19 protein-coding genes and 1 pseudogene are annotated in these 24,894 nt (G+C 67.9%); 9 read left to right on the top strand and 11 right to left on the bottom strand.

All coding sequences use genetic code 11. From position 1 onward, the window contains the following. Positions 1-1,502, top strand: a 1,502-nt coding sequence (locus tag AVKW3434_RS19630; protein ID WP_284407160.1) for a calcium-binding protein, incomplete at its 5' end; no start/stop codon positions are given. Positions 1,503-1,674: 172 nt separating this feature from the next. Here the strand turns inward: AVKW3434_RS19630 and AVKW3434_RS19625 are convergent. Beyond that, positions 1,675-2,160 (bottom strand): NUDIX hydrolase, encoded by a 486-nt coding sequence (locus AVKW3434_RS19625; RefSeq protein WP_284407159.1) that lies wholly within the window; start codon positions 2,158-2,160, stop codon positions 1,675-1,677. A gap of 299 nt (positions 2,161-2,459) precedes the next feature. Between AVKW3434_RS19625 and paoA the strand changes: the two genes are divergently transcribed. Genes paoA through AVKW3434_RS19605 form a run of 4 tightly spaced genes read left to right on the top strand, consistent with a single transcriptional unit; the run spans position 2,460 to position 7,320 of the window. After that, positions 2,460-3,140: an aldehyde dehydrogenase iron-sulfur subunit PaoA gene (gene paoA, locus AVKW3434_RS19620; protein WP_284407158.1), complete on the top strand. Its 681-nt coding sequence runs from the start codon at positions 2,460-2,462 to the stop codon at positions 3,138-3,140. After that, positions 3,137-4,093, top strand: a complete 957-nt coding sequence (locus AVKW3434_RS19615; RefSeq protein ID WP_284407157.1) for an FAD binding domain-containing protein — start codon at positions 3,137-3,139, stop codon at positions 4,091-4,093. The genes paoA and AVKW3434_RS19615 overlap by 4 nt, the downstream gene beginning before the upstream one ends. Continuing rightward, a complete protein-coding gene (paoC, locus tag AVKW3434_RS19610; protein WP_284407156.1) occupies positions 4,090-6,288 on the top strand; it encodes an aldehyde oxidoreductase molybdenum-binding subunit PaoC in 2,199 nt (732 codons plus the stop codon). Before AVKW3434_RS19615 ends, paoC begins: the two co-directional genes overlap by 4 nt. An 18-nt stretch (positions 6,289-6,306) precedes the next feature. Then, positions 6,307-7,320, top strand: a complete 1,014-nt coding sequence (locus AVKW3434_RS19605; RefSeq protein ID WP_284407155.1) for an XdhC family protein — start codon at positions 6,307-6,309, stop codon at positions 7,318-7,320. Positions 7,321-7,366: 46 nt separating this feature from the next. Here the strand turns inward: AVKW3434_RS19605 and AVKW3434_RS19600 are convergent, their stop codons facing one another. Beyond that, entirely contained in the window at positions 7,367-7,756 is a 390-nt protein-coding gene (locus AVKW3434_RS19600; protein WP_284407154.1) for a DUF4148 domain-containing protein, read from the bottom strand. A gap of 63 nt (positions 7,757-7,819) precedes the next feature. Between AVKW3434_RS19600 and AVKW3434_RS19595 the strand changes: the two genes are divergently transcribed. Next, on the top strand, positions 7,820-8,257 hold the full coding sequence (locus tag AVKW3434_RS19595) for a winged helix-turn-helix transcriptional regulator (RefSeq protein ID WP_272566480.1): 438 nt from the start codon (positions 7,820-7,822) through the stop codon (positions 8,255-8,257). A 23-nt stretch (positions 8,258-8,280) separates the two neighbouring features. On the opposite strand, the gene chrA is transcribed toward AVKW3434_RS19595, so the two are convergent. Continuing rightward, positions 8,281-9,639: a chromate efflux transporter gene (chrA, locus tag AVKW3434_RS19590; protein WP_284407153.1), complete on the bottom strand. Its 1,359-nt coding sequence runs from the start codon at positions 9,637-9,639 to the stop codon at positions 8,281-8,283. Positions 9,640-9,760: 121 nt separating this feature from the next. Beyond that, positions 9,761-10,465, bottom strand: a complete 705-nt coding sequence (locus AVKW3434_RS19585; RefSeq protein ID WP_284407152.1) for an SDR family oxidoreductase — start codon at positions 10,463-10,465, stop codon at positions 9,761-9,763. Positions 10,466-10,580: 115 nt separating this feature from the next. On the opposite strand from AVKW3434_RS19585, the gene AVKW3434_RS19580 reads away from it, so the two are divergent. Continuing rightward, positions 10,581-11,501, top strand: a complete 921-nt coding sequence (locus tag AVKW3434_RS19580) for a LysR substrate-binding domain-containing protein (protein WP_284407151.1) — start codon at positions 10,581-10,583, stop codon at positions 11,499-11,501. Here the strand turns inward: AVKW3434_RS19580 and AVKW3434_RS19575 are convergent. Beyond that, a complete protein-coding gene (locus tag AVKW3434_RS19575) occupies positions 11,498-12,409 on the bottom strand; it encodes a DMT family transporter (RefSeq protein WP_284407150.1) in 912 nt (303 codons plus the stop codon). The genes AVKW3434_RS19580 and AVKW3434_RS19575 overlap by 4 nt on opposite strands. Positions 12,410-12,590: 181 nt before the next feature. Here AVKW3434_RS19575 and gcvA point away from each other — a divergent pair, with 181 nt between their 5' ends. After that, positions 12,591-13,481, top strand: coding sequence for a transcriptional regulator GcvA (gcvA, locus tag AVKW3434_RS19570; protein WP_284407149.1), 891 nt, complete (start codon positions 12,591-12,593; stop codon positions 13,479-13,481). Between the two features lie 21 nt (positions 13,482-13,502). On the opposite strand, the gene AVKW3434_RS19565 is transcribed toward gcvA, so the two are convergent. Continuing rightward, positions 13,503-14,048, bottom strand: a complete 546-nt coding sequence (locus AVKW3434_RS19565; protein WP_284407148.1) for a GNAT family N-acetyltransferase — start codon at positions 14,046-14,048, stop codon at positions 13,503-13,505. Between the two features lie 218 nt (positions 14,049-14,266). On the opposite strand from AVKW3434_RS19565, the gene AVKW3434_RS19560 reads away from it, so the two are divergent. Further along, positions 14,267-16,042, top strand: a complete 1,776-nt coding sequence (locus AVKW3434_RS19560; protein WP_284407147.1) for a diguanylate cyclase — start codon at positions 14,267-14,269, stop codon at positions 16,040-16,042. Between the two features lie 105 nt (positions 16,043-16,147). On the opposite strand, the gene AVKW3434_RS19555 is transcribed toward AVKW3434_RS19560, so the two are convergent. From AVKW3434_RS19555 to AVKW3434_RS19535, 5 genes and pseudogenes are all read right to left on the bottom strand, one after another. Further along, on the bottom strand, positions 16,148-16,852 hold the full coding sequence (locus AVKW3434_RS19555) for a riboflavin synthase subunit alpha (protein ID WP_284407146.1): 705 nt from the start codon (positions 16,850-16,852) through the stop codon (positions 16,148-16,150). Positions 16,853-16,964: 112 nt separating this feature from the next. After that, a pseudogene (locus AVKW3434_RS19550) lies at positions 16,965-19,780 on the bottom strand (BPTD_3080 family restriction endonuclease). Further along, the gene (locus AVKW3434_RS19545; RefSeq protein ID WP_284407144.1) at positions 19,780-20,310 is read right to left on the bottom strand and encodes a hypothetical protein; all 531 of its coding nucleotides are present in this window, start codon (positions 20,308-20,310) and stop codon (positions 19,780-19,782) included. Before AVKW3434_RS19545 ends, AVKW3434_RS19550 begins: the two are co-directional and overlap by 1 nt. Beyond that, positions 20,307-21,539, bottom strand: coding sequence for an AAA family ATPase (locus AVKW3434_RS19540; protein ID WP_284407143.1), 1,233 nt, complete (start codon positions 21,537-21,539; stop codon positions 20,307-20,309). The genes AVKW3434_RS19545 and AVKW3434_RS19540 overlap by 4 nt, the downstream gene beginning before the upstream one ends. Further along, complete coding sequence (locus AVKW3434_RS19535) at positions 21,539-24,874, bottom strand: site-specific DNA-methyltransferase (protein WP_284407142.1); 3,336 nt, start codon at positions 24,872-24,874, stop codon at positions 21,539-21,541. The genes AVKW3434_RS19540 and AVKW3434_RS19535 overlap by 1 nt, the downstream gene beginning before the upstream one ends. Positions 24,875-24,894 lie beyond the last annotated feature (20 nt).

Here is a 24,894-nt window from a genome sequence, read left to right as displayed (position 1 = left end):
GCTCGGCGTGGGACATGGCCGGCATCAAGGCCCAGTTGTTCGCGGGCACGGCTTCGGATGACAGCCTCGTCGGCACGGCAGCAGCGGACACCCTCAACGGCGGCTCGGGCAACGACAACCTGTGGGGAGGTGACGGCAACGACACGCTGCTGGGCGGGGATGGCGACGACGGGCTCTATGGCGAGGCAGGCGACGATGTCATCGACGGCGGCGCAGGCCGCGACTGGCTGGAGGGCGGCACGGGCTCCAACACCTACCGCTTCGGCCGGGGCGACGGCCAGGACACCATTGCGTTCAAGAGCGGTGTTCGCGATGGCAAGCCCGGCGTGCTGCAGTTCAAGGACGGCGTGACAGCATCGGACCTGGGGCTGCGCCAGGTCCATGACACCGTGCGCGGCGGTTATTCGCTGGAGGTGTCGATCAACGGCACGGCCGACAAGGTGACCATCCAGGGGTTCTTCTATGGCGACGATCCCGACTCGCCCTACAGCTCGGTGCAGCGGTTCCAGTTCGCCGACGGCTCGGCGTGGGACATGGCCGGCATCAAGGCCCAGTTGTTCGCGGGCACGGCTTCGGATGACAGCCTCGTCGGCACGGCAGCAGCGGACACCCTCAACGGCGGCTCGGGCAACGACAACCTGTGGGGCGGTGACGGCAACGACACGATGATCGGAGGCGATGGCGACGACGGCCTCTATGGCGATGCGGGCGACGACACGCTGGACGGCGGCGCAGGCCGGGACTGGCTGGAGGGCGGCACGGGCTCCAACACCTACCGCTTCGGCCGGGGCGACGGTCAGGACACCATTGCGTTCAAGAGCGGTGTTCGCGACGGCCAACCCGGCGTGCTGCAGTTCAAGGACGGCGTGACCGCCGCTGACCTGGGGCTGCGCCAGGTCCACGACACCGTGCGCGGCGGTTATTCGCTGGAGGTGTCGATCAACGGCACGGCCGACAAGGTGACCATCCAGGGGTTCTTCTATGGCGACGATCCCGGCGCGCCCTACAGCTCGGTGCAGCGGTTCCAGTTCGCCGATGGCACGACATGGGATCTTTCAGCCATTGAAACCCAACTGTCAGCCTCCGCGGCGACGCAAGCGAACAAGGATGCCATTGCCTCCGACTCGATGGAGTTGAACAGCGAAAAGCCGTATGTGTTCGACGACGGCGTTTCCATGTCCGGCGTCAACAAGCCCTACGCGTTCACTGGCTTGGACGATGCGGACTTCGTGACCCTGAAGCCGCAGGAGAAAGAGCCATTGATCGACGCAGTGGCGCCGACCGGCTGGAGCATCGCACCCTTGGATTCTTTCGCAGCGATTCAGTGGAAACCGTTGTTCCAAACGGTGCAGATGGATGGTGCATCCGCATCACTGGACCGCCAGACCCAACTGCTGACGGACGCAATGGCGCAGTTCGCTCCACCTGCCGCCATCGACGCCAGGGGCGTGGCGGCGGCGCAGGATGGGCCATGGAAGGTCGTTGCCGCGCATTGGCAGTGAACGGACTTGCGATGAGCAGAAAGCCTGGGGCTGGCCGGCCTCAGGCTTTTTTCGACCGATGGCGCATGAGGTCCCGTCTCCATCGCTATTAAACAAATAGCATTGAATGCAATGAATACGGCGGCACCAGGGGCATTTGGCGCCGATGCGCCGCCTTGTGCCCCAACCTGGTTCAGGGCGGGGGCTGCAGCACGCTGGCGTCGGTGTGGATGAGCTCCAGCGGGTAGCGCTTGCCGGCCAGGTAGTCCTCGATGCACTCCATCACCAGCGGGCTGCGGTGGCGGTCCGCGCAGCAGCGGATCTCGTCGAGCGTCATCCACACGGTGCGAACGATGCCGTCGTCCAGCGTGCGCCAGGCATGCACCGGCCCCACCGAGCCGGCGAAGGCAAAGCGCAGGTAGGTGATGTCGTCGCCCGTGCGGGTGCGCGTGAAGCGGTTGAGGTACACGCCCACCAGTGCCGTGGGGGTGAAGTCGCAGGCGGTTTCCTCCAGCACCTCGCGCACGCAGCCGTCGATGGGCGACTCGCCCGGGTCCAGGTGGCCCGCCGGGTTGTTCAACCGCAGCCCGTCGGCCGTGTCTTCTTCCACCAGCAGGAAGCGGCCGTCCTGTTCGATGACGGCGGCCACGGTGACGTTGGGTTTCCAGCGGTTCGGCATGGCGGCCATTATGACGAGAGGGCATGTCAGGCCGTGTAGGGGATGCGCGACACGCGGGCGAGGACGGCGATTCGCCTGGCATCGGTATGGACGGACATCGAAGGGTACGGCCTGCCGATCGCCTGCCGCGCCACCGGTGGCTGACAAGCGGACGCGGCGTTGGCCTCCAAACCCTCTCCTTGCCCTCTGCGCAAGATGGATCGGGCGAGGCTTGCAAAGACATGCCCGCGCACGCACTGCCGCACCCTGGCGAGTGGTCAGAGGGCTCCCCTGCCCTGCCCCCAAAAAAGGATCCCACGATGCAAAACTTCACCGACCCAGCGCTGACCCGGCGAGACCTGTTCGTCGTGGGGGCCGCCTCGGCTTCGGCGGTGGCCGCCACCGGGGCCGCCGCCCGAACCACGGCGCAGGCCGCTTCACCGTCGCCAACACCCGGCGCGCTGGCGCCCCAGGGCGAGACGGCCATGCCGGTGCGCATGACCATCAACGGCCAGCAGCAGACCCTGTCGCTGGACACCCGCACGACGCTGCTCGACGCCCTGCGCGAGCACCTGCACCTCACCGGCACCAAGAAGGGCTGCGACCACGGGCAGTGCGGCGCCTGCACGGTCATCGTCGATGGCCGCCGCATCAATGCCTGCCTGACCCTGGCGGTGATGCACGAGGGCGCGCAGGTCACCACCATCGAAGGCCTGGGGCAGCCGCAGAAGCTGCACCCGCTGCAGGCCGCGTTCGTCAAACACGACGGCTACCAGTGCGGCTACTGCACGCCGGGCCAGATCTGCTCGGCCGTGGGCGTGCTGCAGGAAATCAAGGCCGGCATTCCCAGCCATGTGAGCGGCGACCTCACGGCGCAGCCCCTGCTCTCGGCCGACGAGATCCGCGAGCGCATGAGCGGCAACCTGTGCCGCTGCGGGGCCTATTCCAACATCCTGGATGCGATCACCGAAGTGGCCGCCACGAACGGGGGTGCCGCATGAAGCCATTCACCTACGAACGCGCGGCCTCGGTGCAGGCCGCCGCGGCCGCCGCTGCAGGCAACCCCCAGGCCCGGTTCATCGCCGGCGGCACGAACCTGCTGGACCTGATGAAGCTGCAGATCGAGGCGCCCACGCACCTCATCGACATCAACGGCCTGGGCCTGGACCGCATCGAGCCCCTGCCGGAGGGCGGGCTGCGGATCGGCGCGCTGGTGCGCAACACCGACCTGGCGGCGCATGCCGGTGTTCGGCGCGACTACGGCCTGCTGTCGCGCGCCCTGCTGGCCGGTGCGTCGGGCCAGTTGCGCAACAAGGCGACCACCGCCGGCAACCTGCTGCAGCGCACGCGCTGCCCCTACTTCTACGACACCAACATGCCGTGCAACAAGCGCCAGCCGGGCGCGGGCTGCGCGGCCATCGGCGGCGTCACGCGCCAGCATGCGGTGGTGGGCGCGAGCGAGGCCTGCATCGCCACGCACCCGAGCGACATGGCCGTGGCCATGCGGGCGCTGGATGCGGTGGTCGAGACGGTGCGGGCGGACGGCCAGCCGCGCCGCATTCCCATCGCCGACTTCCACCGGCTGCCAGGCAACACCCCGCACATCGAGACCGCGCTCGACGCCGGCGAATTCATCACCGCCGTGACGCTGCCCGCGCCCGCGGGCGGCACCCACATCTACCGCAAGGTGCGCGACCGCTCCTCGTACGCCTTCGCGCTCATTTCCGTGGCGGCCGTGCTGCAAAAGGACGGCACGGGCCGCGTCGCCCTGGGCGGCGTGGCGCACAAGCCCTGGCGCATGGCGTCGGCGGACGCGGCCCTGCCGCAAGGCGCGCAGGCCGCCACGGCGCAGCTGCTGGGCACGGCGCGTCCCACCCACGAAAACGCATTCAAGGTGGCCCTGGTCGAGCGCACGCTCGCCGGCGTGCTGGCCGAGGTGAAAGGCCAATCATGAAATTCGACACCCCGGCTTCGCACAATGCCATCGACCAGCTCAAGGTGGTCGGCCAGCCGCTGGACCGCATCGACGGCCCGCTCAAGACCAGCGGACAGGCGCGCTATGCCTACGAGCAGCACGACGTCGTGGCGCGCCAGGCGTACGGCTACATCGTGGGATCGTCCATCGCCAAGGGGCGGATCGCTTCGATGGACCTGACCGCCGCGCGCGCCGCGCCGGGCGTTCTGGCCATCGTCAATGCCCAGAACGCCGGCAAGCTCGGCAAGGGCAAGATGAACGTCGCCCGGCTGCTGGGCGGCAGCGGCATCGAGCACTACCACCAGGCCGTCGCGCTGGTCGTGGCCGAGACCTTCGAGCAGGCCCGCGCGGCGGCGCATCTGCTGAAGATCGATTACGTCAGCACGCCCGGCGCGTTCGACCTGGCGGCCGAGCGCGGTTCCGCCACCGTGCCCAAGTCCTCCAAGCCCGAGAGCGCGTTCGGCAACTTCGCCGGGCACTATCCCGAGGCCCCGGTGCGGCTGGATGTCACCTACACCACGCCCGACCACACCCACGCCATGATGGAGCCCTTCGCCTCGCTGGCCGCCTGGGAGGGCGACCACCTCACGGTGTGGCTGTCCAACCAGATGATCGCCTGGACCGCGGGCGATCTGGCCAAGACGCTGGGCTTGGCGCCGGACAAGGTGCGGCTGGTGTCGCCCTACATCGGCGGCGGCTTCGGCGGCAAGCTCTTCCTGCGGGCCGACACCGTGCTGGCCGCGCTGGGCGCGCGCGCGGCAGGCCGGCCGGTCAAGGTGGCGATGCAGCGCCCGCTCATGGCCAACAACGGCACGCACCGGCCCGCGACCATCCAGCGCATCCGCATCGGCGCGGGCCAGGACGGGCGGATCACCGCCATCGGCCATGAAAGCTGGTCCGGCAATCTGCCCGGCGGCGACCCCGAGGACGCCATCGCGCAGACACGGCTGCTGTATGCCGGTGCCCACCGCTACACGGCGCTGCGCATCTCGCAGCTGGACCTGCCCGAGGGCAATGCCATGCGCGCGCCCGGCGAGGCGCCCGGGCTGATGGCGCTGGAGATCGCCATGGACGAAATGGCCGAACGGCTCGGCATCGACCCCATCGAATTCCGCGTCCTCAACGACACCCAGACCGACCCGGAGAAGCCGGGCCGCAAGTTCTCGCAGCGCCAGCTGGTCGAATGCCTGCGCCTGGGCGCGGAGCGCTTCGGCTGGAGCCGGCGCAGCACGGCACCGGGCCAGCGGCGCGAGGGCCGGTGGCTGGTGGGCATGGGCGTGGCCGCGGGCTTTCGCAACAACCTGCTGATGAAGTCGGCCGCGCGCGTGCGCCTGGACCGCACGGGGCGCGTGACCGTGGAAAGCGACATGACCGACATCGGCACCGGCAGCTACACCATCATGGGCCAGACGGCCGCCGAGGTGATGGGCGTCGCGCTCCAGCAGGTGGACGTGCACCTGGGCGATTCCGCCTTTCCGGCCTCGGCCGGCTCGGGCGGCCAGTGGGGCGCCAACAATGCGACGGCCGGCGTGTACGCGGCCTGCATGAAGCTGCGCGAGACGATCGCGCGCAAGCTCGGCGTGGCGCCGGCCGATGCCGTGTTCGCCGATGGCATGGTGCGCGCTGCGGGGCGTTCGGTGCCCCTGGGCGAGGCGGCCGGCGAGGCCGGCCTGGTGGCCGAGGACGCCATCGAATACGGTGACCTCGACAAGCAGTACCAGCAGTCCACCTTCGCCGGGCATTTCGTCGAGGTGGGCGTGGCGGTGGACACGGGCGAAGTGCGGGTGCGCCGCATGCTGGCCGTGTGCGCCGCGGGCCGCATCCTCAACCCCAAGACCGCCCGCAGCCAGGTCATCGGCGCGATGACCATGGGCGTGGGCTCGGCGCTCATGGAAGAACTGGCCGTGGACAAGCGCCGGGGCTTCTTCGTCAACCACGACCTGGCCGGCTACGAAGTGCCGGTGCATGCCGACATCCCGCACCAGGAGGTCATCTTCCTGCCGGAGACCGATCCCATCTCCTCGCCCATGAAAGCCAAGGGCGTGGGCGAGCTGGGCCTGTGCGGCGTGGGCGCCGCCGTGGCCAACGCGGTCTACAACGCCACGGGTGCGCGGGTGCGCGACTACCCCATCACCCTGGACAAGCTGCTGCCGCACCTGCCGGCCCCAACCTGAGGCCGGAGGGAACGCGCCGTGGACAACCTCGATTTCCGGGTGCTGCACACCCTGCTCGACTGGCGCCGCGCGGGGGTGCACGGCTGGCTCGTCACCGTGGTGCGGACGTGGGGCTCGTCGCCCCGGCCCGTGGGCTCCATCCTCGCGCTGTCGGACCGCGGCGCGGTCGTGGGCTCCGTCAGTGGCGGCTGCATCGAGGACGACCTGATCGCCCGGTGTTGCACGCCCGGCCGGGTCGACGCCCTGCCCCGGGACTCGGCGAAGCCGGTGCTCCTGAAGTACGGCGTGTCCGCCGATGAGGCCCACCGGTTCGGACTGCCCTGCGGCGGCACGCTGGAGCTGCTGGTGGAGCGCGATCCGGCGCTCGACTCGCTGCAGGCCCTGGTCGAGTCGCTGGCCGAGGGCTGCCTGGTGCGCCGCAGCGTGCGGCTCTCCGATGGGGCGGTCACCCTGTCCGAGGCCCGCGGCGCGCAGGCCTTCCATGCGGATGCGCAAACGGTGGCCAGCACCTTCGGCCCGCAGTACCGCATGCTGCTGATCGGCGCGGGGCAACTGGCCGAATACCTGGCCACCATGGCCGGCTTCAACGGCTTCGCGGTGACGGTGTGCGACCCGCGGGTGGAGTACCGCGGCGCGTGGTCGGTGCCCGGCACCGCGTTGGCCGATGGCATGCCCGACGACGTGGTGCTGGCCTTCCGCCCCGATCGGCGCAGCGCCGTGATCGCGCTGACGCACGACCCCAAGCTGGACGACCTCGCCCTGCTGGAGGCGCTGAAGACCGATGCGTTCTATGTCGGCGCCATCGGCAGCCGGCGCAACAACGCGGCGCGGCGCCAGCGGCTGGCCGAGCACTTCGACCTGGACGCACCGGCGCTGGCGCGATTGAAGGGACCCATCGGCCTGTTCATCGGCAGCAAGACGCCGGCGGAGATCGCCGTGAGCGTCATGGCCGAGGTGTTGAGTGTCCGCAACGGGGTGGCGATCCCGCCGCAGATGCAGGTGGCGCCGGCCAAGGCCTTGCTCGCAGGGTGAGGCGGCGGCCGCCCGCGGGCGCCGCCGTGTCCCACCGTGCGCCGGCTCACTGGCCGTCCGCTGCCTGCTGTTTGCGGACTTCCGCCGGGAATGCCTCGCTCTGGCGAAGGCGCAGGTACTCCTGCTGGGCCGCGTCGTAGGCCTGCGTCTCCAGGCCGTACGAACGCGATAGCCCTTCGTACCGGTCGGCGCCCGCGCGGCGCCACAGGGCGAGGTCGGCGATCACCTCGGCGCGGGACAGCGTGGGCTGTTGCTGCTGCGTCGCGGTGCGTTCCTGTGCCTGGGCCTGGGCGGGCATCGCGAAGGCGCTCGCCAGCGCCAGTGCCGCGGCCACCGTGGCCCGAAGGCGTACCGGGGCGGCGGGCGAAGCAGGCAATGGGGTCTTGATCGACGGCGAGGAATTCAGGGTGAAATAGGGCATTGGGATGGTTTCCATGGGTGGACTGGCAGAGGTCCGCATGTTAGTATCGATTTAATAGTTAGTCAATACCGAAACGATATGAACGCTGAAAAATCGGGCGACAGCCCCTGCCCCATCGCGCGCAGCCTGCAGGTTCTGGGCGATGCCTGGACCATGCTGATCCTTCGGGATGCGCATGCCGGCCTCACGCGCTTCGATCAGTTCAAAAAGAGCCTCGGGATCGCGCCCACCATGCTGACCAAGCGGCTGGCCGCGATGACCGAGGAAAAGCTGCTCGAAAAGCGCCAGTATTCCGAACGCCCGCCGCGCGAGGAATACGTCCTGACCCAGGCGGGGCGCGACTACCTGCCGGTGCTTTTCATGATCGGCGCGTGGGGGCGAAAGCACCGGGGCACCGGCCCGCTGGTGCGCTTTCAGGACGCCGAGCGGGGAACCGACATCCAGCCCATCGCGATCGATGCGGTGACGGGCGCGGAGATCGGAACGCGCGCCATCAAGCTGGTGAATCCGGAGTGACGGTGGCTGCTCGCTGCAGCGGCTCACACCCCTGACAGCCGGCACGCGACGCCGAGCAGTCCGCAGAGCGCCAGCACCGGAATCACACCCCATCGGAGCCGGAACAGGGCCACCGCGGCCAGCACGCCGATGGCGGCCGACGCGGCGTCGAAGCGGCCCCCCAGGCCCTGCGGCCACAGCACGTGGCAGGCGAAGAACACCGCCAGGTTGGCGATCACGCCGACCACGGCGGCGGTGATGCCGGTCAGCGGCGCGGTGAACTTCAGGTTGCCGTGGGTGGACTCGATGAACGGACCGCCCAGCAGGATGAAGACGAACGAGGGCAGGAAGGTGAAGAACGCCACCGCGGTGGCGGCCACGGCGCCTGCCAGGAACAGCGATCCGGGCCCGAAGAGGGCATGGGTCCATCCCCCGACGAAGGCCACGAACGACACCACCATGATGAGCGGGCCGGGCGTGGTCTCGCCCAGCGCCAGGCCGTCGATCATCTGCGTGGCACTCAGCCAATGGTGGTGGTCGACCGCGCCCTGGTAGACGTAGGGGAGCACGGCGTAGGCGCCGCCGAAGGTCATCAGCGCGGCCTTGGTGAAGAACCACCCCATCTGGGTCAGTACCCCATGCCATCCGAACAGCGCCCAGAGCCCTCCCAGCGCCAGGACCCACAGCCCCCCGCCCACCAGCAGCACCTTGGCGAAACGCGCCCACGAAAACGAGGCGTGGGGCGGCGCGGGCGTGTCGTCGTCGATCAGCGCTCGCCCGGCCGATGCCGCTGCCGCGCCATGGGCGCCGCCGGCGGAAAAAGCCTGTGGCGACACCCGGCCGCCCACATGGCCGGCACACGCCGCGAGCAGCACGATCGCGGGAAACGGCACCTGCAGCGCGAAGATGGCCGCAAACGCGGCCACCGCGATGCCCCACAGCCAGCGGTTCTTCAGCGTTCTGCCACCGATCCGCCAGGCGGCCTGCACCACCAGCGCCGTGACGGCCGGCTTGATGCCGTAGAACACCCCGGCGATCACCGGCATGTCCCCATGGGCCATGTAGAGCCAGGACAGGCCGATGAGGAGGCACAGCGACGGCAGCACGAACAGCGTGCCGGCGAGGATGCCGCCCCCGGTCCGGTGCAGCAGCCAGCCGAGGTAGGTGGCCAGCTGCTGGGCCTCGGGCCCGGGCAGCAGCATGCAGTAGTTCAGGGCGTGGAGAAAGCGCTTTTCCGAGATCCACCGGCGGCGCTCCACCAGTTCTGCATGCATGAGGGCGATCTGCCCGGCCGGGCCGCCGAAGCTGATGAAGCCGAGCTTCAGCCAGAAAAGCAGGGCCTCGGAGAGTGGCAGCGGGTGGGGGCGTGCCGATGCGGCGTCGTCGGGCAAGGCGGTGTCCATGATCGATTCCATGAGGGCTGCCAGCACTTGGACGGGACACCGTCTACCCGGGACGGGAGGCTGTGTTCCCGGTGCGCGGATCATAGGCCCGCCGCCGTGGCCGTGGAAGGGCCCGGACGGATCACGGCGTGCGCATGAGCCCGCCGTCCACCCGCAGGCTCTGCCCCGTGATGTAGGCCGCCCCGTTGGAGGCCAGGAAGGCGACCGTGGCGGCCACTTCCTCCACGGTGCCGTAGCGCTGCAGCGGCACGGCGGTGCGCCGCTCTTCCCACACGGGCAGGCTGTCGATCCAGCCGGGCAGGACGTTGTTCATCCGCACGTTGTCGCGCGAGAAGCTGTCCACGAAGATGCGCGTGAACGAGGCCAGGCCGGCGCGCATCACGGACGACGCCGGGAACAGCGCGCTGGGCTCCAGTGCCCAGGCCGAGGAGATGTTGACGATCGCCCCGCCGCCCTGCCTTTGCATGAGGGGCGCCACCAGGCGGGTGGGCCGGACCACGTTCAGCAGGTAGGTGTTCATGCCCTCGAGCCACTGTTCGTCGGACAGGTCCAGCAGCGGTGCCCGCGGCCCGTGGCCGGCGCTGTTGACCAGCACGTCGATGCGGCCCCAGCGCCGGTGGGCCTGGTCCACCAGCCGCCCGATGTCCTCCACCGACTGGTTGGAGCCGGTGACCCCCACGCCCCCCAGCGCCTCGGCGAGCGCCTGCCCTTTCCCGGAGGAGGAAAGGATGCCGATGCGAAAGCCGTCGGCGGCCAGCCGGCGCGCGGCCGCCGCCCCCATGCCACTGCCGCCGGCGGTGATGAGCGCCACTTTTTCTACTGCCATTTATCGGTCCTTGCGTGCCGCCAGTGGCACCTGGAGATTGTTCGACAGTCCCAGCGTTTCAGGGGCATGGAGCCCGGCAGATCGCCTGCCTCGAATCAGTAGAAAATCTGCACCCATGACGGAACCTCTCGGACGCATGCCCTCGCTCAATGCCCTGCGTGCTTTCGAAGCCACCAGCCGCCACCTCAACTTCCGGCTGGCCGGGCTGGAGCTGGGGGTGACGCAAGGCGCCGTGGCGCAGCAGGTCCGGGCCCTGGAGGCGGAACTGGGCCTGAAGCTCTTCGAGCGCCTGCCCCGCGCGCTGGCGCTCACGTCCAACGGCCAGCGCTACATCGTCGGCGTTCGGCGGGCCTTCGAACTGCTGGCGCAGGCCACAGAGAGCCTGGTCCCCCAGCCCCTGCGACTGACCGTGAGCGTGACGCCCACCTTCGCCACCAAATGGCTCATTCCGCGGCTCGATGGCTACACGCGTCGGCACCCTGGCGTCGATCTGCGCATCCTGGCCACGGAGCGGCTGGCGCACTTCCACAACGAGGCGGTGGACCTGGCCGTGCGCTATGGCCGACCCCCGTTCGGGCCCGGGCTGTCCGCCGATCTGCTGTTCGAGGAGTGCCTGGTCGCCGTCTGCAGCCCGCGGTGGCGGGAGCCGAGCGCGCAGGCCGGGCGGGCCGGCGAGGGCATCGCGCAGGTGCTGCTGCACGATGCCCAGTCGCCATGGGAGACCTACTTCGAGCAGTGCGCGCCGCAGGCCAGGGCGCCTGCGGCGCGCGCCCTGCATTTCAACCAGACCACGCTCGCCATCGATGCCGCCGTCATGGGGCAGGGCCTGGCGCTGGCCCAGCAGGAATTCGTGGCGCCCGATCTGGCGGCCGGGCGGCTGGTGCTGGCCTTTCCCGAGGCCCTGCGCACCGGCGCGGGCTACTACCTTGTGCACCCCCGCAAGCAGCGGCACCCCGAATCGGTCGCACAGGTGCGGCGCTGGCTGCTGGGCGGCGCGGGCGGACCGCCGGCCGCCCCGCCCTCGCTGCCGGGCTAACGTCCAGGCTTTGCCACTGCCGCCGGCCGCAGCACCAGCCACAGCGCCGCGGCGATCAGCCCGCCGCCGGCCGCGTGCGCGGCGGTGGCGGCCTCGCCCAGCACCAGCCAGCCCCAGGCCACGCCGAACAGCGGCACCAGGAACGTCACCGACAGCGCCTTGAGCGGCCCCACGTCGGCGATGAGCCGGAAATACAGCACATAGGCCACGGCCGTGCACAGCAGCCCCATGGCGAGCATGGCGGCCCACACCGCGGGCGGCGCGGCCATCCAGGTGGCGGGCAGGCCGGGCTGGCGCCACACCTCCCAGGCCGCGAACGGCGCCAGCACCAGCACGGCACCCCACTGGCTGCCCACCGCCACCAGGCGGCTGTCGAGCCCGCCCCGAGCGGTGATCCAGCGGCGCGTGAGAAACCCCGCCGCGCCGTAGCAGGCCGTGGCCACCAGGCAGGCGCCCATGCCCGCCAGAACCTGCGGCGACAGGGCCACGGGGCCCGTCTGCGCCAGCACGGCCACCCCGGCCATGCCCAGCAGCACGCCGGCCGTGCGCGCGGCGGTGATCCGCTCGCCAAAGGCCGCGGCGCCGATCAGCACGCCCATGAGCGGCGTGGTGGCGTTCAGGATGGCGCTGTAGCCCGCCGGCAGCGTGCGGGCCGCGAGCGCGAACATCAGGAATGGCACCCCCGAATTGACCACGCCCAGCACCAGCGCCGCGCCCAGCTTGCCGTGAAAGGCCGGCCGCAGCCGCGCGAAAGCCAGCAATGCCATCAGCCCGGCCGCCGCCAGCGCCACGCGCCCGAAGGCCGTGGGCACCGCGCCCAGCACCGGCACGGCGATGCGCATGAACAGAAAACTGCCGCCCCACAGGGCGGCCAGGACGAACAGGCGGATCAGGCTGGCGAGGGTCATGGGCGGTGCCGGCGGGGCACGGACCCCGCCGGATCGGCAAAACGAAACGACGAAACCGAAGGCTTTCGCCAAGCCCTGGCGGGCCCGGGACGCCCCCGGCGCTGGAGGCCCATTCTTCGAAATCCGGTGGGTTTTCGCAAACCATTTATGCTGCGCGACTGTTTATTTTGACTGAACGGTCATGCGCCTGCCTCCCCTCATCGCCGTGCGATTTTTCGAAGCCACTGCGCGCCATCTGAGCGTGCGCCGCGCCGCCGCCGAGCTGCACGTCACGCCGGGCGCGGTGTCGCAGCAGGTGCGCAAGCTGGAGGAGTTCCTGGGCTGCACGCTGTTTGAGCGCCTGCCGCGCGGCCTGGCACTCACGCGGGCGGGTGCCGAATACCAGTCGGCCTGCAGCGATGCGCTCGCGGTCATCGGCCACGCCACCTCGCGGGTGGCCGCCGGCGCGCGGCGCGTCGTGCTGGTGAGCTGCACGCCTGGCTTCGCCGTGCAGTGGCTGGTGCCGCGCCTGCAGGACTTCCAGCAGCACGTGACCGGCCTGGACGTGCACGTGAGCACCACCAACCGCACGGTCGATCTGGCCGGCGAGGGCGTGCATTTCGCGGTGCGCCACGGCATGGGAAAGTACCCGGGCCTGCGGGCGCAAGCGCTGCTGGCCGACGATCTGGTGCCCGTGTGCAGCCCCCGCCTCATCGCGCCGCGGCGCATCGCGCGCGCCCGCGACATCGACGGCCACCGCCTGCTGCACGACGAGCACCGGGGCGACTGGCGGCTGTGGTGCGAGGCGCACCGTATGCCCCGGGTAAACACCGAACAAGGCGTGGTGTTCGCCGATTCCAACGGCGCCATCGAAGCCGCCGTGGCCGGCCGGGGCTTCGCGCTGGTGCGCCGCGCGCTCATCGGGCGCGAGCTGGCCACGCGCGCCTTGATCGGCGTGCAGGCGGGTGCGCTGGCCACGCCGCTGGCGTACCACCTGGTCTATGCGGCGCCCGCGCTCATCGATCCGGAGCTGCGGCGTTTCCGCGACTGGATCGTGGCGCAGGCCGGGCAGGAGCGCGGCGGCGGCGCTTGAGCCCTGCTGCGGGCGGGCCGCTCAATCCCCCGGCAGGTCCCGCACCATGTACACCGCGCCCTCGCCGTAGGTGGCCAGCCGCGTGCGCTGCGCAGCGTCCTGCAGCGGTGCGGGGGCATAGCCGTGCCGTGCCCAGTAGCCCTGCGAGCCCTGCACCGAGACCAGCGCGCTGTGGCGCAGCCCTTCGCTGCGTGCCGTGGCCCAGGCCGCGGCCAGCAGCACCTGCGCCAGGCCCTGTCCCGCCAGCGCGGGCGCCACGGCCATGTCGTGCAGGTACAGCGTGTCGGGGGCCTGGGCGGCCTCGAAGTCGCCGTGCAGCGGCGTGACCTTGCCCCGCAGCGAGCGGTAGGCCGCCAGATAGGCGCCCAGGTGGCCGTCCCGCTCCAGGGCCAGCGAGCACTGCGCCGGGCTCGCCAGGCGGCGCAGGAACACCGCATGGCTTTCCTCGAACCCCTCGCCATAGCAGGCGCGCTGCACCTGCAGCAGGCCGGGCAGATCGGCCGCGGCCAGTGGGCGCGCCCGGGGCGGGGCGGATGGCAGGGGGTGGGATCGGGCGTGGGCGGGCATGGGCGTGGGCGGTGCGAAGGGGCGGCACGGGCAGCGAAGGCCTCCATCCTACGGCCGGTGCCCGCCGGCCCGTGCAGGCGCATTTCTTGCACCCGTTCGTTGCCAATTCCCCGAAAACCGTCGCCATTTGGCCCATCCGTTCGCGGCCGCAGCGCCCCGATCGGATGCAGGTGAGAGAATTTCCACACCGTTGCCCCGCCGTACTGATGCCAGACACCATGTCTTTAAGCCGATTCCTCCGCCTTTTCGGGGCCCTCGTGGTGTTGGCCACGATGCTGCTGGTCGGCCGCATCGCCACGACGGAGTACCAGTCGGTGCGTGCGTCGGCGGCCAGCGTGGAGGCCATCGACCAGTTGCGCGCGGGGCTGCTCGCTGCCGAAATGGTGTCGCGCGAGCGCGGTCCCACCAACGGGGCGCTGGGCGGCCCGTCGCCCCTGCCGCCGGAACTGCAGCAGCCGCTGGCGCAGGCCCGTGCCCGCACCGACCGCGCCTTCGACGCGCTGCATGGCGTGCTGGCAGCGCGCACGGGCGATCCCACGCTGGCCGACGGCGCGCGGCGCGTGCTCGCCGCCAAGATGGCGCTGGCCACGGCCCGGGCGGGGGTGGATCAGGTGGTGGCGCAGCCGCGCGAGGCGCGGGCGCCCGAGTCGATCCGTTCGGCCGTCTACGGCATGGTGGCGATCGTGCCGCTGCTGGCCCCGGTCACGAGCAGCTTGGCCAATGCCGCGCGGCAGCACTACCCGGCCCTGGCCGATGACGTGCAGGTTGCGCGCCTCGCGGCCGAACTGCGGGAGTTCGCGGGGCTGCTGGGTTCGCATTTCACGGCGGCGCTGGCGCGCCAGCAGCCGTTCACGGCCGAGGAGCGCCGGGCCATCGAGCAAACGCGCGGGCGCATCGCGCAGCTGCGTTTCCTGATCGAGCTGCGGCTTTCGGTCCCCGAGCAGCCGCGCCCCATCGCCCAGGCGTGGCAGACGGTGCAGCAGCGCTACTTCCGCGATACCGGGCCGCTCATCGACCGCATGATCGCCGCCGGGGAGGGCAACGGCCGCTACGGGCTGGACGCTGCAGGGTTCGCGGCGCTCTACGTGCCCGACATGAACACCATCTTCGATGTGCGCGACACGCTGCTCAACCAGCTGCGCGAGCGCGCCAGCGCCGAGTACACCCGGGCCGTGCGCATGCTGGGCCTGGTCGCCGCGGGCTCGGTGGTGCTGCTGGCGCTGCTGCTGGTGGCGCTGTCGATGGTGGACCGCCGCGTCCTGCGCCCGCTGGTGCAGACCGCGCGGGCGCTGAAGGCGCTGGCCAACAACGACCTGGATGCGCCCCTGCCCCAGCCCGCCGCCAACGACGAAATGGCCGCGGTGATCCGCGCCGCGCGCGAGCTGCAGCTGCAGACCCGCCAGCGCGAGGCCCTGGAGCGCGAGCGCAACAGCCTGATCGCGCAGCTGCGCGAGCAGTCCAACACCGACTTCCTCACCGGCCTGCCCAACCGGCGCGCCTTCTTCGACGCGGCGGAAAGCGTGCTCGCGCAGGCCCGGCGCCATGGCTTCGGCGTGGTCATCGTCATCCTGGACGTGGACCGCTTCAAGATGCTCAACGACCAGTGGGGCCATGCGGTGGGCGACCAGGCGCTCGTGTCGGTGGCGCGCGCGCTGCGGGCCGAACTGCGGCTGGGCGATCTGGTGGGCCGCTTCGGCGGCGAGGAGTTCGTGGTGCTGCTGAGCCACTGCGACCCCGCGCACGGCGTGCGGCTGGCCGAGCGCCTGCGCGAGGTGGTGGCGAACCTGCAGCTGCTGCTGCCGGCATCGCCCGAGCCGCTGCGCGTGACGGCGAGCTTCGGCGTGGCCGATTCCGGCCGCCACGGCCTGGTGCTGGACCAATTGCTGTCCGAGGCCGACGCGGCGATGTACCGCGCCAAGGAAACGGGCCGCAACCGCGTGGTGCTGGCCGAGCCCCGGGCGGACACGGGCGCCGGGGAGCTGGTCATTCTTTGACCTGTCCCGGTGTTTGCTATTGAATTAATAGCAAAACGCCCTAGTGGAATCTGTGCTGGAGCCCGTTTTGATGCCGTGCTGCCGCACCCCGAGCCCGGTGGCCCTTCAGCGCGGCAGCACAGGCGGCTGCACGAAGTCTTCGAGCGACAGGCCCTTGTCGCGCAGCAGCGCCTCCAGCACCGGCTGCAGGGCCCCCAGGCTTTCCTGCACCGCCTCGCGCACGGTGTCCACCACCACCTGCGTGCTGCGCTCGATCTCGATGTTGAGGCGGTCGCCCGCCCGCTTGTGCTCGAACACCGTGGCGCGGCGCGTCTCGGGGATCAGCCACACCTCGAACCAGCCCTCGGCGCGGTTCACCTCGGAGACCGTCAGGCTCGCGCCGTGGATGGCGATGTAGCCCTTGGCGAAGATGTATTTGCGGAAGGCGGGCGGGATGTCCACGCGCCAGACCCGGTTGTTGTCCGACTCGCGCACCGACTGCAGCGTGGTGGCGAAGTCGATGTGGCCCGACAGCGGGTGCCCGCCGATCTCGGCGCCGTCCCTGGCCGCGCGCTCCACGTTCACGCGGTCGCCCACGGCGTAGCTGCCCAGGGTGGTCACGTTCAGGCTTTGCAGCACCACGTCGAACGCCGCCGCGTTGGGCGGCAGCAGCTCGGTCACCGTGAGGCACACGCCGTCCACCGCCACGCTCGCGCCCACGGCGAGGTCCTGGCAGAAGCCGGGCGGAAAATCGATGATGAAGGTCCTGAGGCCCTCGCGGTCATGGATGGCGGCGAGGGCCGCCGTGGCTTGGACGATGCCAGTGAACATGGTGGCGTGGCTTCCGGGTGCGTTGGAGTAGGAGCCGGGAATTTTGCCACCCGACCCAACAGCAAGCCCTATCACCCCGAGAACACGGCTCAGCCCAAGGGATACGCTGTCATCAGCGCGGCGCGTGTTTCGCGATCACGTCCTGGAGTCCAGCAGCGCTCCCCACCACCACATCCCACGCCCAGATGCCAAAGCCACCCTGCGCGTTCACGGCCTGAACCCACTGATCCAGTGCGCTGCGCTTCGCCTGGTCTTGAGCAGAGTCTTCCCCTTTGATTTCGAGGATGAGGGTCTTGCCCGAACGAAAACGCAACAGGAAATCCGGGATGAACTTGCGCTTGGTGCCGTTCCACAGGTACAGCACATGAAAACCCAGGTGGTCGTTCTGACCCAGGCCGCCACATCGGTATGGGTTTCGGCGGCATTCGCGGCGTATTTCTCCCAGCCGCTGTCCACCACGATATGGCTTACTTGGCTGTGCTGGGTCGGCTCGGCCACCCGCGTGGTGTACCAGGTGCGCATCTCCCGCGTACTGCCCACGGGCCTCTCGCCATCAAACACGGCCTCCAGCCGGGTGGTGTTCTGCTCCACCACATGGCCCATCATGTGCTGCACGATGGCATCCATGTGCATCGAAAACAAAATCCGTTTGCGCAATGGATCCTGGTGGAACAGCGAAGGAATGGCGATCTTGTCCGAGGCCAGAAAGGTTTCGACCAGCCGCACGAGCTGAAACAGCAAGTACTCCCGCTGGCCCTTGAACTGATCCTGCAGTTGCTCAAACGCCTTCTGCGCAGCCTTGAACACCAAACGCTGCAGCCGGAACTCCTCTGGCAGCTTCTGCAGGTCAATGGTCACGATCTGGCTCCAGTCGGCCGCACCTCCCAGCGCCGGGGCAATGTCTGCGTGCAGCGCCACCTTGGCGGGGTCAATCGTCAGCGGCGGAACCTCGCTCCATGACACCTCCAGTTGCGGGCGCACCACCTGGTCCACGCGCAAGATGTTGGGCCACTTGATTTCATACACCTGCCGCTCGGGCAGCGACTTGATCTGCACGCTCGGTTTCGGGGGCGGCGGCGCAGGCCCATCCCCGCCCGGCGGCATCGCCACCGACAGCGGCACGCCAAACACGTTCACAAACTCCGGCGCGTACAGGCCCGTTTCACGGTCAATGTCATATGCAACGCGGCGCAGTCCACGACCAATCACCTGCTCGCACAGCAACTGGCTTGTAAAGGCACGCAGGCCCATGATGTGCGTCACGGTTTTGGCATCCCAGCCTTCGGACAACATGGCCACCGACACCACGTTTTGCAGGTCTTGTCCAATCCGGTCCGGCTTGCCCACCGTGTCCACCAGTTCGCGCAACACCTCTTCCTTCTTGGTGCTGGTCGTCAGCCAACGTTCTTTGCCCTCGTTGACTATCCGTGCGGCCTGCACAATGCTGCGCAGGCGGGTGTCGTAGTCTTTATCGGCGCCGGCCGCCTCGCCCAGCTCGGCCTTCTCCAGCACCTTGGAGTCCACCCGCAGCGTGTGGGCAGCGTCATGCAGTTCAGACCATTGGGCATGTCCTTTGGTGAAGTAATGCTCCACACGCGCCGCGGTCTCGGTGCGGTTGCACACCGTCAACATCACGGGCGGCGACAGGTGCCCTTGGGCCGCCCAGTCTGCGGCCGTGGCTCGCCAGTCGGCCCCCAGCAGCGTGTAGGCCTGCTGCACCAGCGCGGGCAAAGGCTCATGGGCCTCGGCCTTGCGGTTCAGGTCTTCTGCCACATCGGGCTCGCGGTACAGGTGGTACAGCTTGGGCCGCAAGGTCTGTGCGTCGGGCAGGGCATCGTCACGCACCACCACGCGGGGCGTCTTCACCAACCCGGCCTCAATGGCATCGTTCAAGCCAAAGTCCGACACTACCCAGGTGAACAGGCCCGCTTCGGTGTTGGTACGACCCGTGGGGGCAAATGGCGTAGCCGACAGGTCAAAACAGTGCGCAATGCGCCGAGTCTTGTGGATGCGGTCAAGCCCCTCCACCCAGCGGGTGGCCTCGTCCAGGTCAATACCAAAAGCCTCGGCATCGGCCTTGCTCACCTTGACGTCGGCCGGCTTGCGGTAGGCGTGGTGTGCCTCGTCGTTAATGACCACCAGGTTCTTGGCGTTGGCCAGCTTGCCCAACACACGCCGCGTGAAGGCCTCGTCGCTCTCCTTACCCTTCCTGACCACCGAGCGTTCCTGCTCCTTCAGCGGCATCAGCGTGTGCCAGTTCTCGATCAGGATGTCTGCCTGGTTCAGCTTCTGCCGCAGGGCCTCGGAGGGGCACAGCTCAAACTGATCGTAATAATTGTTCTCGTGCCCCGGCATCAGCACCTGCAGGCGCGACTTCACCGTCAGGCCCGGTGCCACCAGAAAGATCGTGCTCGAATACTTGCGAGGCGACTTGGGATAAGTCAGCGCATTGAGCACCTGCCAGGTAATGATCATCGCCATCACCGTGGTCTTGCCGCTGCCGGTGGCCATCTTGTTGCACAGCCGCTCGAACTCGCCGCCATCGCCCTGGAGGTAGATGCCCTGCCGGTACTCGGGCATGGCCTCCAGATGCCAGATCAGCGTTTCAATCGCTTCGAGCTGGCAAAAATAGAACGGATACTGCCTGCGCGATACCTGGTCTGCATCCCACCAGTGCTGCAGCAGCGCCAGCGTGACCGCCGTGGTGCCGGGCCAGCCATCGGCGCGCCACTGGCGCACCCGTTCGCGGATCATGTCCACCAGCGGAATCGACACCTGCCGCCGCGTGTTCTCGCGCGTGTCGATGATTTCGTAGCCCGCCGGGCGGCGCACGGGCTCGATGCGCAAGGTGCGGTCAGGGTTCTCGGCCCAGTGTTGCTGGGGCTCCACGAATGCGCTGTTGATGATGAGGGATTTCGGCTGCGCCATCAGATCACCACCCGGCTCTTGGGCAAGTCCATGCCGCGCGCGGCGAGCATGTTGGCCTCGCGGCTGCCAGGGCGAATCGCGACGTTGGCAGAGGCCAGCCAGTGGTAGGGCCGACGCCCCTGCGCCACGCAGGCATCGGTCAAGGCCTTCAGGGGCTTGAATGGGGGTTGCGCGAGCTTGGCTTGCAACCAGTCCAGCTTGGCCAACATGGTTTTCACCTCGCCCGTGCTCGCAGCGGAATGCGGCTCCACCCACACAGCGCACTCTGGCTGGCCAGAGGCACGCGCGCCCAGTCCATAGTCCCAGCGGTTGGCTTTCCCTTCGGCCCTTTCGAATGCGGCGTCCATGTCCACACTGCCGGTAAAGCGCGTCGTGGCCATCTTGGCGTCGATCAGCCCCCTGTAGCAGCCCTCGACGGCACCCTTGCCGGGCTCAGACGCCAGCCCGGCAGCGGCCACCGCCTGCTCAAAGGCCGATGGAGCGGGTGTCGCGGGTGCTTTTCGGCGGGCTCCCTGTTGTCGCGTACTCATCGGGCCTTCACCCCCACTTTCGCGGCGCGCGGGCGCCGCGTCTTCTGAAGCCCGGCCTCGGCCCGGTTCACCACGTCGGCAATCACCTGCCCCGTGCGGCTGGCAAAGCCCACCAGGCCGCCCCATTCGGCCTCGGCGGTTTCTTCAGACAACGGACTCAAGCGAGAAATGTCCTGCACGGCGTTGTCGCGGTTGAAGAAATACACACGCATGTCTTTTCTCAACACAGCCTTGCCCAGCTCCTTGGCGTATCCGCTGGCACTCAGGTTCAGCAGCTTGCGCACATCGGCCTCGGTGCCGCCCAGGTGCTTGAACTCCTGCAGCGCCCACACCAGGTCCAGCACCACGGGCGAATGGGTGGAGAGCACCACCTTGTAGCCGCGCTTCATCAGCTCCAGCACCAGCAGCAGCACCGCTTCGATCCCTTGCGGGTGCAGGCCCATTTCGGGTTCTTCCACCACCACCCACTCGATGTCGTCTCTTCGAGACGTGCCCCCCGCCGGGCACAGCCAGTACAAACCCAGCAGCAGGGGCGTGAACTCGCGCTGCCCGGCAGACCACGCGGTGTAGGGCAGGCCTTCGCTATGCCCCGGCACGTTCAACACCAGCCGTTTGGTGAAATCCTTGGAATCCACCGACAGCCTGGCCGCACCATACAAATGCTGGGTGATGGGTTTGCGCAGCGTTTCGTTCAAGCGGTTGGGTTGCGGAAACAGCTCCCCCTTGGCGCCAAACTCGTTTTGCAGCAGGTCATGCACCGTGTCGCTGAAGTAGCGCAGGGTGTAGGGGTCGCCATAGTCGAACTGCCCGAAGTTCTGCGTCATGCCGCGCGTCAGGCTCATCACACGCTGGGCCGGTATGAAAAACAGCCGCTCTTCACGGCTTGAGCTCTTGCTGGGCTTGGCCAACGTGGGCAGAGATGCCTCCTTGCCGTTCCATTGCAGGGAGGATTTGCCGGCCTTCCAGGCCGCCGCCATGCCCTTGCCGTAGTAGCCCCCCAAAAAGGCGCTGGCGTCTCCGTTGAACGACACGCTGTGGTGCCGAAACGTGTCGTGAATATGGTCCCGGTCCAGCACCAGCTTGAGCGTCTGCAAAAAAATGCTCTTGCCCGTGGCCTGCGGCCCCACGATCACCGTCAGGTCGCCAAACGTCACATCGGCCGCCTGGATGGGCCCCACCTGCTCCATGCGGAGCGTGCAACTCCTCTTGCTTTTCTTAGGCGTCGCCATCACTGGCCTCCTTGCGTGCTCGCATCCAGCCGCATCACCTTCAGCGACTCAATGCCCCGGTCGTCCACAATCTTCACCGCCACCATGCGGTTCTCGCCCGCCGCGAATGGCAGCGACACCGTGCCGGTGAAGGCCTGCAGCCGCTCGGCGTCCAGCTCGGCGCGGATGTCTTTTTTCAACTTCATCCACCCCTCATCCTTGCCCGCCATGGGGAAGAACACCTGGTGCGGGAACAGGCTGCGCCCGTCGTAGTCGGTATCCAGCTGCCAAGCGGCAATTTTGGCCTTGCCGCCCGACACCAGTTCGCCCTTGGCGGTGTCAAAGTAATCAAAGCCGTTGACCTCCACCTGCCACAGGCCACCCTCCAGCAGCGTCAGCAGCACATCGGGCTGGCCCATGAGCCAGAAGCTCTGGTTGCTGCTGCGCGCCTTCTTCAGGTCTTCGGTCAGCAGGTCGGTGTTCATCTGCGCCTTCAGCGCGGTGATGCCCTTGAGCGCATCGATGTCCTTGGCCGCCTCGGGGTCGAAGGCGAAGGCGCAGAACACAATCATCTTGGGACGGGGGAACAGGTCGCTGGCCTCGTTCAGTGCACGCTCCACCTGACGCTGCTCCAGCGCACCATGCTCGGGGCCAAAGCTCACCACCACGCGCTCGCCGGTGTCGAGGCTGCCCGTGGCGTGCAGGCTGGCCGTGCCGGGCAGCACCTCCAGCTCGGCAAAGCGCAGCATCTGCCCACCCTTGCCGCGAATGCCCGTCTTCAGCAGCTCATCGCGCCAGGCATGCTGGCGGCTGGTGTGGCCGCTGCGGGCAATGCTCATATCGGCCAAATCGGCCCCTGGCGCTTGTCCCGCCTTGGCGTCCTGCTCCTCCAGTGATAGCACGGTGGGAAAGGGCACCGCCTCCACTGTGAACGGGCCGCTCACGCGCAGCTTGGCCTTGTCGCGCTCGGGCTGGTCGTACAGGGTTTCGTTGTCGGCATTGCTGGCAATGCTGCGGTCCATCTCGGCCTGCATCTTTTGCCGCGCGGTGTGGAAGGCGGCCAGCGGGGCTTGCAGTTCTGCCGCCCAGTCGGCGGGTGGCTCGAACGGCACCTCCCATTCGTCCAAGTCCTGGCCCTTCAAGCCCAGCACCAGCTTCTGGCCCTTGCGTGCGCCCTCGGTCACCAAGTAAGGCGTGGCTGGGGCGTGGGCCTTGAGTGCCGCATTCAGCACCGCCAGCGCCGACGTGATGGCCGGGTGCATGCGCTCGTAGATCGCGTCGATCTCGGCATTGTTGGCAATGCTCTTGAGCGTGACGTGCGGCACCGTCTTGTAGATGAAGCCGCCCCGCAGCCCCTCGTGCGGGTAGCGCAGCGCAAAGTAGTCAAAGCTGGCCGTCATCAGCCGCTGCTTGGCCAGCGTGATGGCCACGCGCGAGGTGTCGCAGGTCATCCAGCGGCGGCCCCATTTTTCGGCGACATAGGCCGTGGTGCCCGAGCCGCAGGTGGGGTCGAGAACCAAGTCGCCGGGGTCGGTTGTCATGAGCATGCAGCGCTCGATCACTTTGGGATGTGTCTGCACAACAAATGTTTTTGTCTCGCCGTAGCCTGCAACTGTGTCTGACCAAGTATTCAATAAACTCATCTTTGAAAAATCGTCAAAGTAGAGCTTGAAATAAACCTTGGTTCCAAGCACAAATAACCGATCGCTGCGCTCAGCTCGCTGGATACCAATGTCGTTTGTTCTCCAGCTCTTCCCACCTCTTGGCCAAAAAGAGACTCCGTGATGGTCGAATCTGAAAGTACAGCTCGGCGTAAATCCAGAAGACTCTAAAACCGATCGTTTAAATACACTGTTGTTTGCCATCTCCTTCAAGCCTTGAGTCACCTCTTCTTTTGTGACCTCGCGATATCCAGGCGAGCGGCTCACGAACTTGAATTCTGCATTTCCATCTAATTGTTTGTCGCGATACAAATTTCTGTACTTCAGTTTTTTAATATCTTTTGCATACCAAACGATATAGTCAAAAACTGTTTCCAAATGTCCCGACTCCAGCGGAGTCATTGTTTGAAAATTAATACAGGATACAAAGTTTTCAGCACCAAATAATTCGTCCAAAACCACCTTAACTCTGTGCAAGTTCTCATCCGAAATCTGCACAAACACGCTGCCCGAATCACTCAGCAACTCCTTGGCCAATAGCAGCCGGTCGCGCAGATACGTCAGGTACGAGTGAATGCCCAGCTCCCAGGTATCGCGGAAGGCCTTGATCATTTCGGGCTCTTGTGTCAAATCCGCATCGGCCCGGTCTTTCACGTCGCGCTTGCCCACAAAGGGCTGGAAGTTGCTGCCGTACTTGATGCCGTAGGGCGGGTCAATGTAGATCATCTGCACCTGCCCGGCCATGCCTTCCTTGTGCAGCAGGCTGTTCATCACCAGCAGGCTGTCGCCAGCGACCAGCCGGTTGGCCCAGCCTCGGTCGTGTTTGTAAAAGTCCAGCGCCGAGCGCAGGGGCACACTCTCGAACGGGGCCTCGAACAGGCCAGTCTGGAACTGAAAGTTTTGGATTTTTTGGCCGCTAGCGCTTGCTGCACCTGCGCTAGCAGCTCCTGATTTCATAGCGTTTTGCCGTTTGCTCACGCTGCTCAGGATACTCATGGCGTCGATGCGCTCGTGCACGTGCAGGCTGACGGTGTCCACCTCGAAGCTGGTGCGCTCGGCCTTGCCGGTCCATTGCAGGTAGGGCGCGCCCATGCGCTGCAGGGTTTGCAGGGCGTGCCGCATGGCGGCGGGGTCGTTGCCGGCCAGGGCGTCGGCGATCAGCGCGTCGGCCTGGGCGCGGGCGGTATCGAACTGCAGGGTGGGGTCCAGGTGGGGGTCGTAGGCCCAGCGGGTCTTGGGTTGCTCGGGGTCGCTTTCGGTGTTGACCAAGCCCACTTCGGGGTTGTTCTTGCGGCGGTCGGGGTGGCGGTAGGCCAGCACCTGGGCGTCGCCCGTGTCGGGCTGGCTGGGTGTGGGCCTGGCTCTGGCCTTGCTGGGCGCTGCCTTGGTTGGTTTGCCAGTGTTGTCGAGGGCTGCGAGGGCCTCGGGTGCGTCCAGCGCAAAGGCAGGGCGCTTGGCGCCAGTGGCCCTGGCGGTGGAGCCACCCCGGCCCTTGCCTTTGACCGCCTGCCCTGTGGCCACGAGCGCATCGCGTGCGGTTTTGAAGTCGTCGTCGGTAGCGGGCGGCGTGGTGCCAGCGTGGCGTGTCTGCTCCAAGAACTGCTCCAACAAGGTGTTGTTGCCGACCGTGGTGTGGTCTGCGGGCAGCAAATTGAGCAGTAGCGCCTGCAGCTGTGACGTTCGTTCGTTGGACATTCGCCCGTTCCCTCTGATCT

The sequence above is a fragment of the Acidovorax sp. SUPP3434 genome, from assembly GCF_030159015.1.
In the GTDB taxonomy this organism is placed as follows: domain Bacteria; phylum Pseudomonadota; class Gammaproteobacteria; order Burkholderiales; family Burkholderiaceae_C; genus Paracidovorax.
The sequence above is the reverse complement of the archived record's forward strand: the minus strand, read 5'-3'. Positions and strand labels throughout refer to the sequence as shown.

Coding starts and splice junctions, on each gene's coding strand:
- AVKW3434_RS19600 (WP_284407154.1), bottom strand. CDS start 7,756: ATGGAAACCATCCCAATGCCCTATTTCACCCTGAATTCCTCGCCGTCG.
- AVKW3434_RS19565 (WP_284407148.1), bottom strand. CDS start 14,048: ATGCCCGCCCACGCCCGATCCCACCCCCTGCCATCCGCCCCGCCCCGG.
- AVKW3434_RS19595 (WP_272566480.1), top strand. CDS start 7,820: ATGAACGCTGAAAAATCGGGCGACAGCCCCTGCCCCATCGCGCGCAGC.
- AVKW3434_RS19540 (WP_284407143.1), bottom strand. CDS start 21,539: ATGGCGACGCCTAAGAAAAGCAAGAGGAGTTGCACGCTCCGCATGGAG.
- paoC (WP_284407156.1), top strand. CDS start 4,090: ATGAAATTCGACACCCCGGCTTCGCACAATGCCATCGACCAGCTCAAG.
- paoA (WP_284407158.1), top strand. CDS start 2,460: ATGCAAAACTTCACCGACCCAGCGCTGACCCGGCGAGACCTGTTCGTC.
- gcvA (WP_284407149.1), top strand. CDS start 12,591: ATGCGCCTGCCTCCCCTCATCGCCGTGCGATTTTTCGAAGCCACTGCG.
- AVKW3434_RS19625 (WP_284407159.1), bottom strand. CDS start 2,160: ATGCCGAACCGCTGGAAACCCAACGTCACCGTGGCCGCCGTCATCGAA.
- AVKW3434_RS19545 (WP_284407144.1), bottom strand. CDS start 20,310: ATGAGTACGCGACAACAGGGAGCCCGCCGAAAAGCACCCGCGACACCC.
- AVKW3434_RS19585 (WP_284407152.1), bottom strand. CDS start 10,465: ATGGCAGTAGAAAAAGTGGCGCTCATCACCGCCGGCGGCAGTGGCATG.
- AVKW3434_RS19555 (WP_284407146.1), bottom strand. CDS start 16,852: ATGTTCACTGGCATCGTCCAAGCCACGGCGGCCCTCGCCGCCATCCAT.
- AVKW3434_RS19615 (WP_284407157.1), top strand. CDS start 3,137: ATGAAGCCATTCACCTACGAACGCGCGGCCTCGGTGCAGGCCGCCGCG.
- AVKW3434_RS19580 (WP_284407151.1), top strand. CDS start 10,581: ATGACGGAACCTCTCGGACGCATGCCCTCGCTCAATGCCCTGCGTGCT.
- AVKW3434_RS19535 (WP_284407142.1), bottom strand. CDS start 24,874: ATGTCCAACGAACGAACGTCACAGCTGCAGGCGCTACTGCTCAATTTG.
- AVKW3434_RS19575 (WP_284407150.1), bottom strand. CDS start 12,409: ATGACCCTCGCCAGCCTGATCCGCCTGTTCGTCCTGGCCGCCCTGTGG.
- chrA (WP_284407153.1), bottom strand. CDS start 9,639: ATGGACACCGCCTTGCCCGACGACGCCGCATCGGCACGCCCCCACCCG.
- AVKW3434_RS19560 (WP_284407147.1), top strand. CDS start 14,267: ATGTCTTTAAGCCGATTCCTCCGCCTTTTCGGGGCCCTCGTGGTGTTG.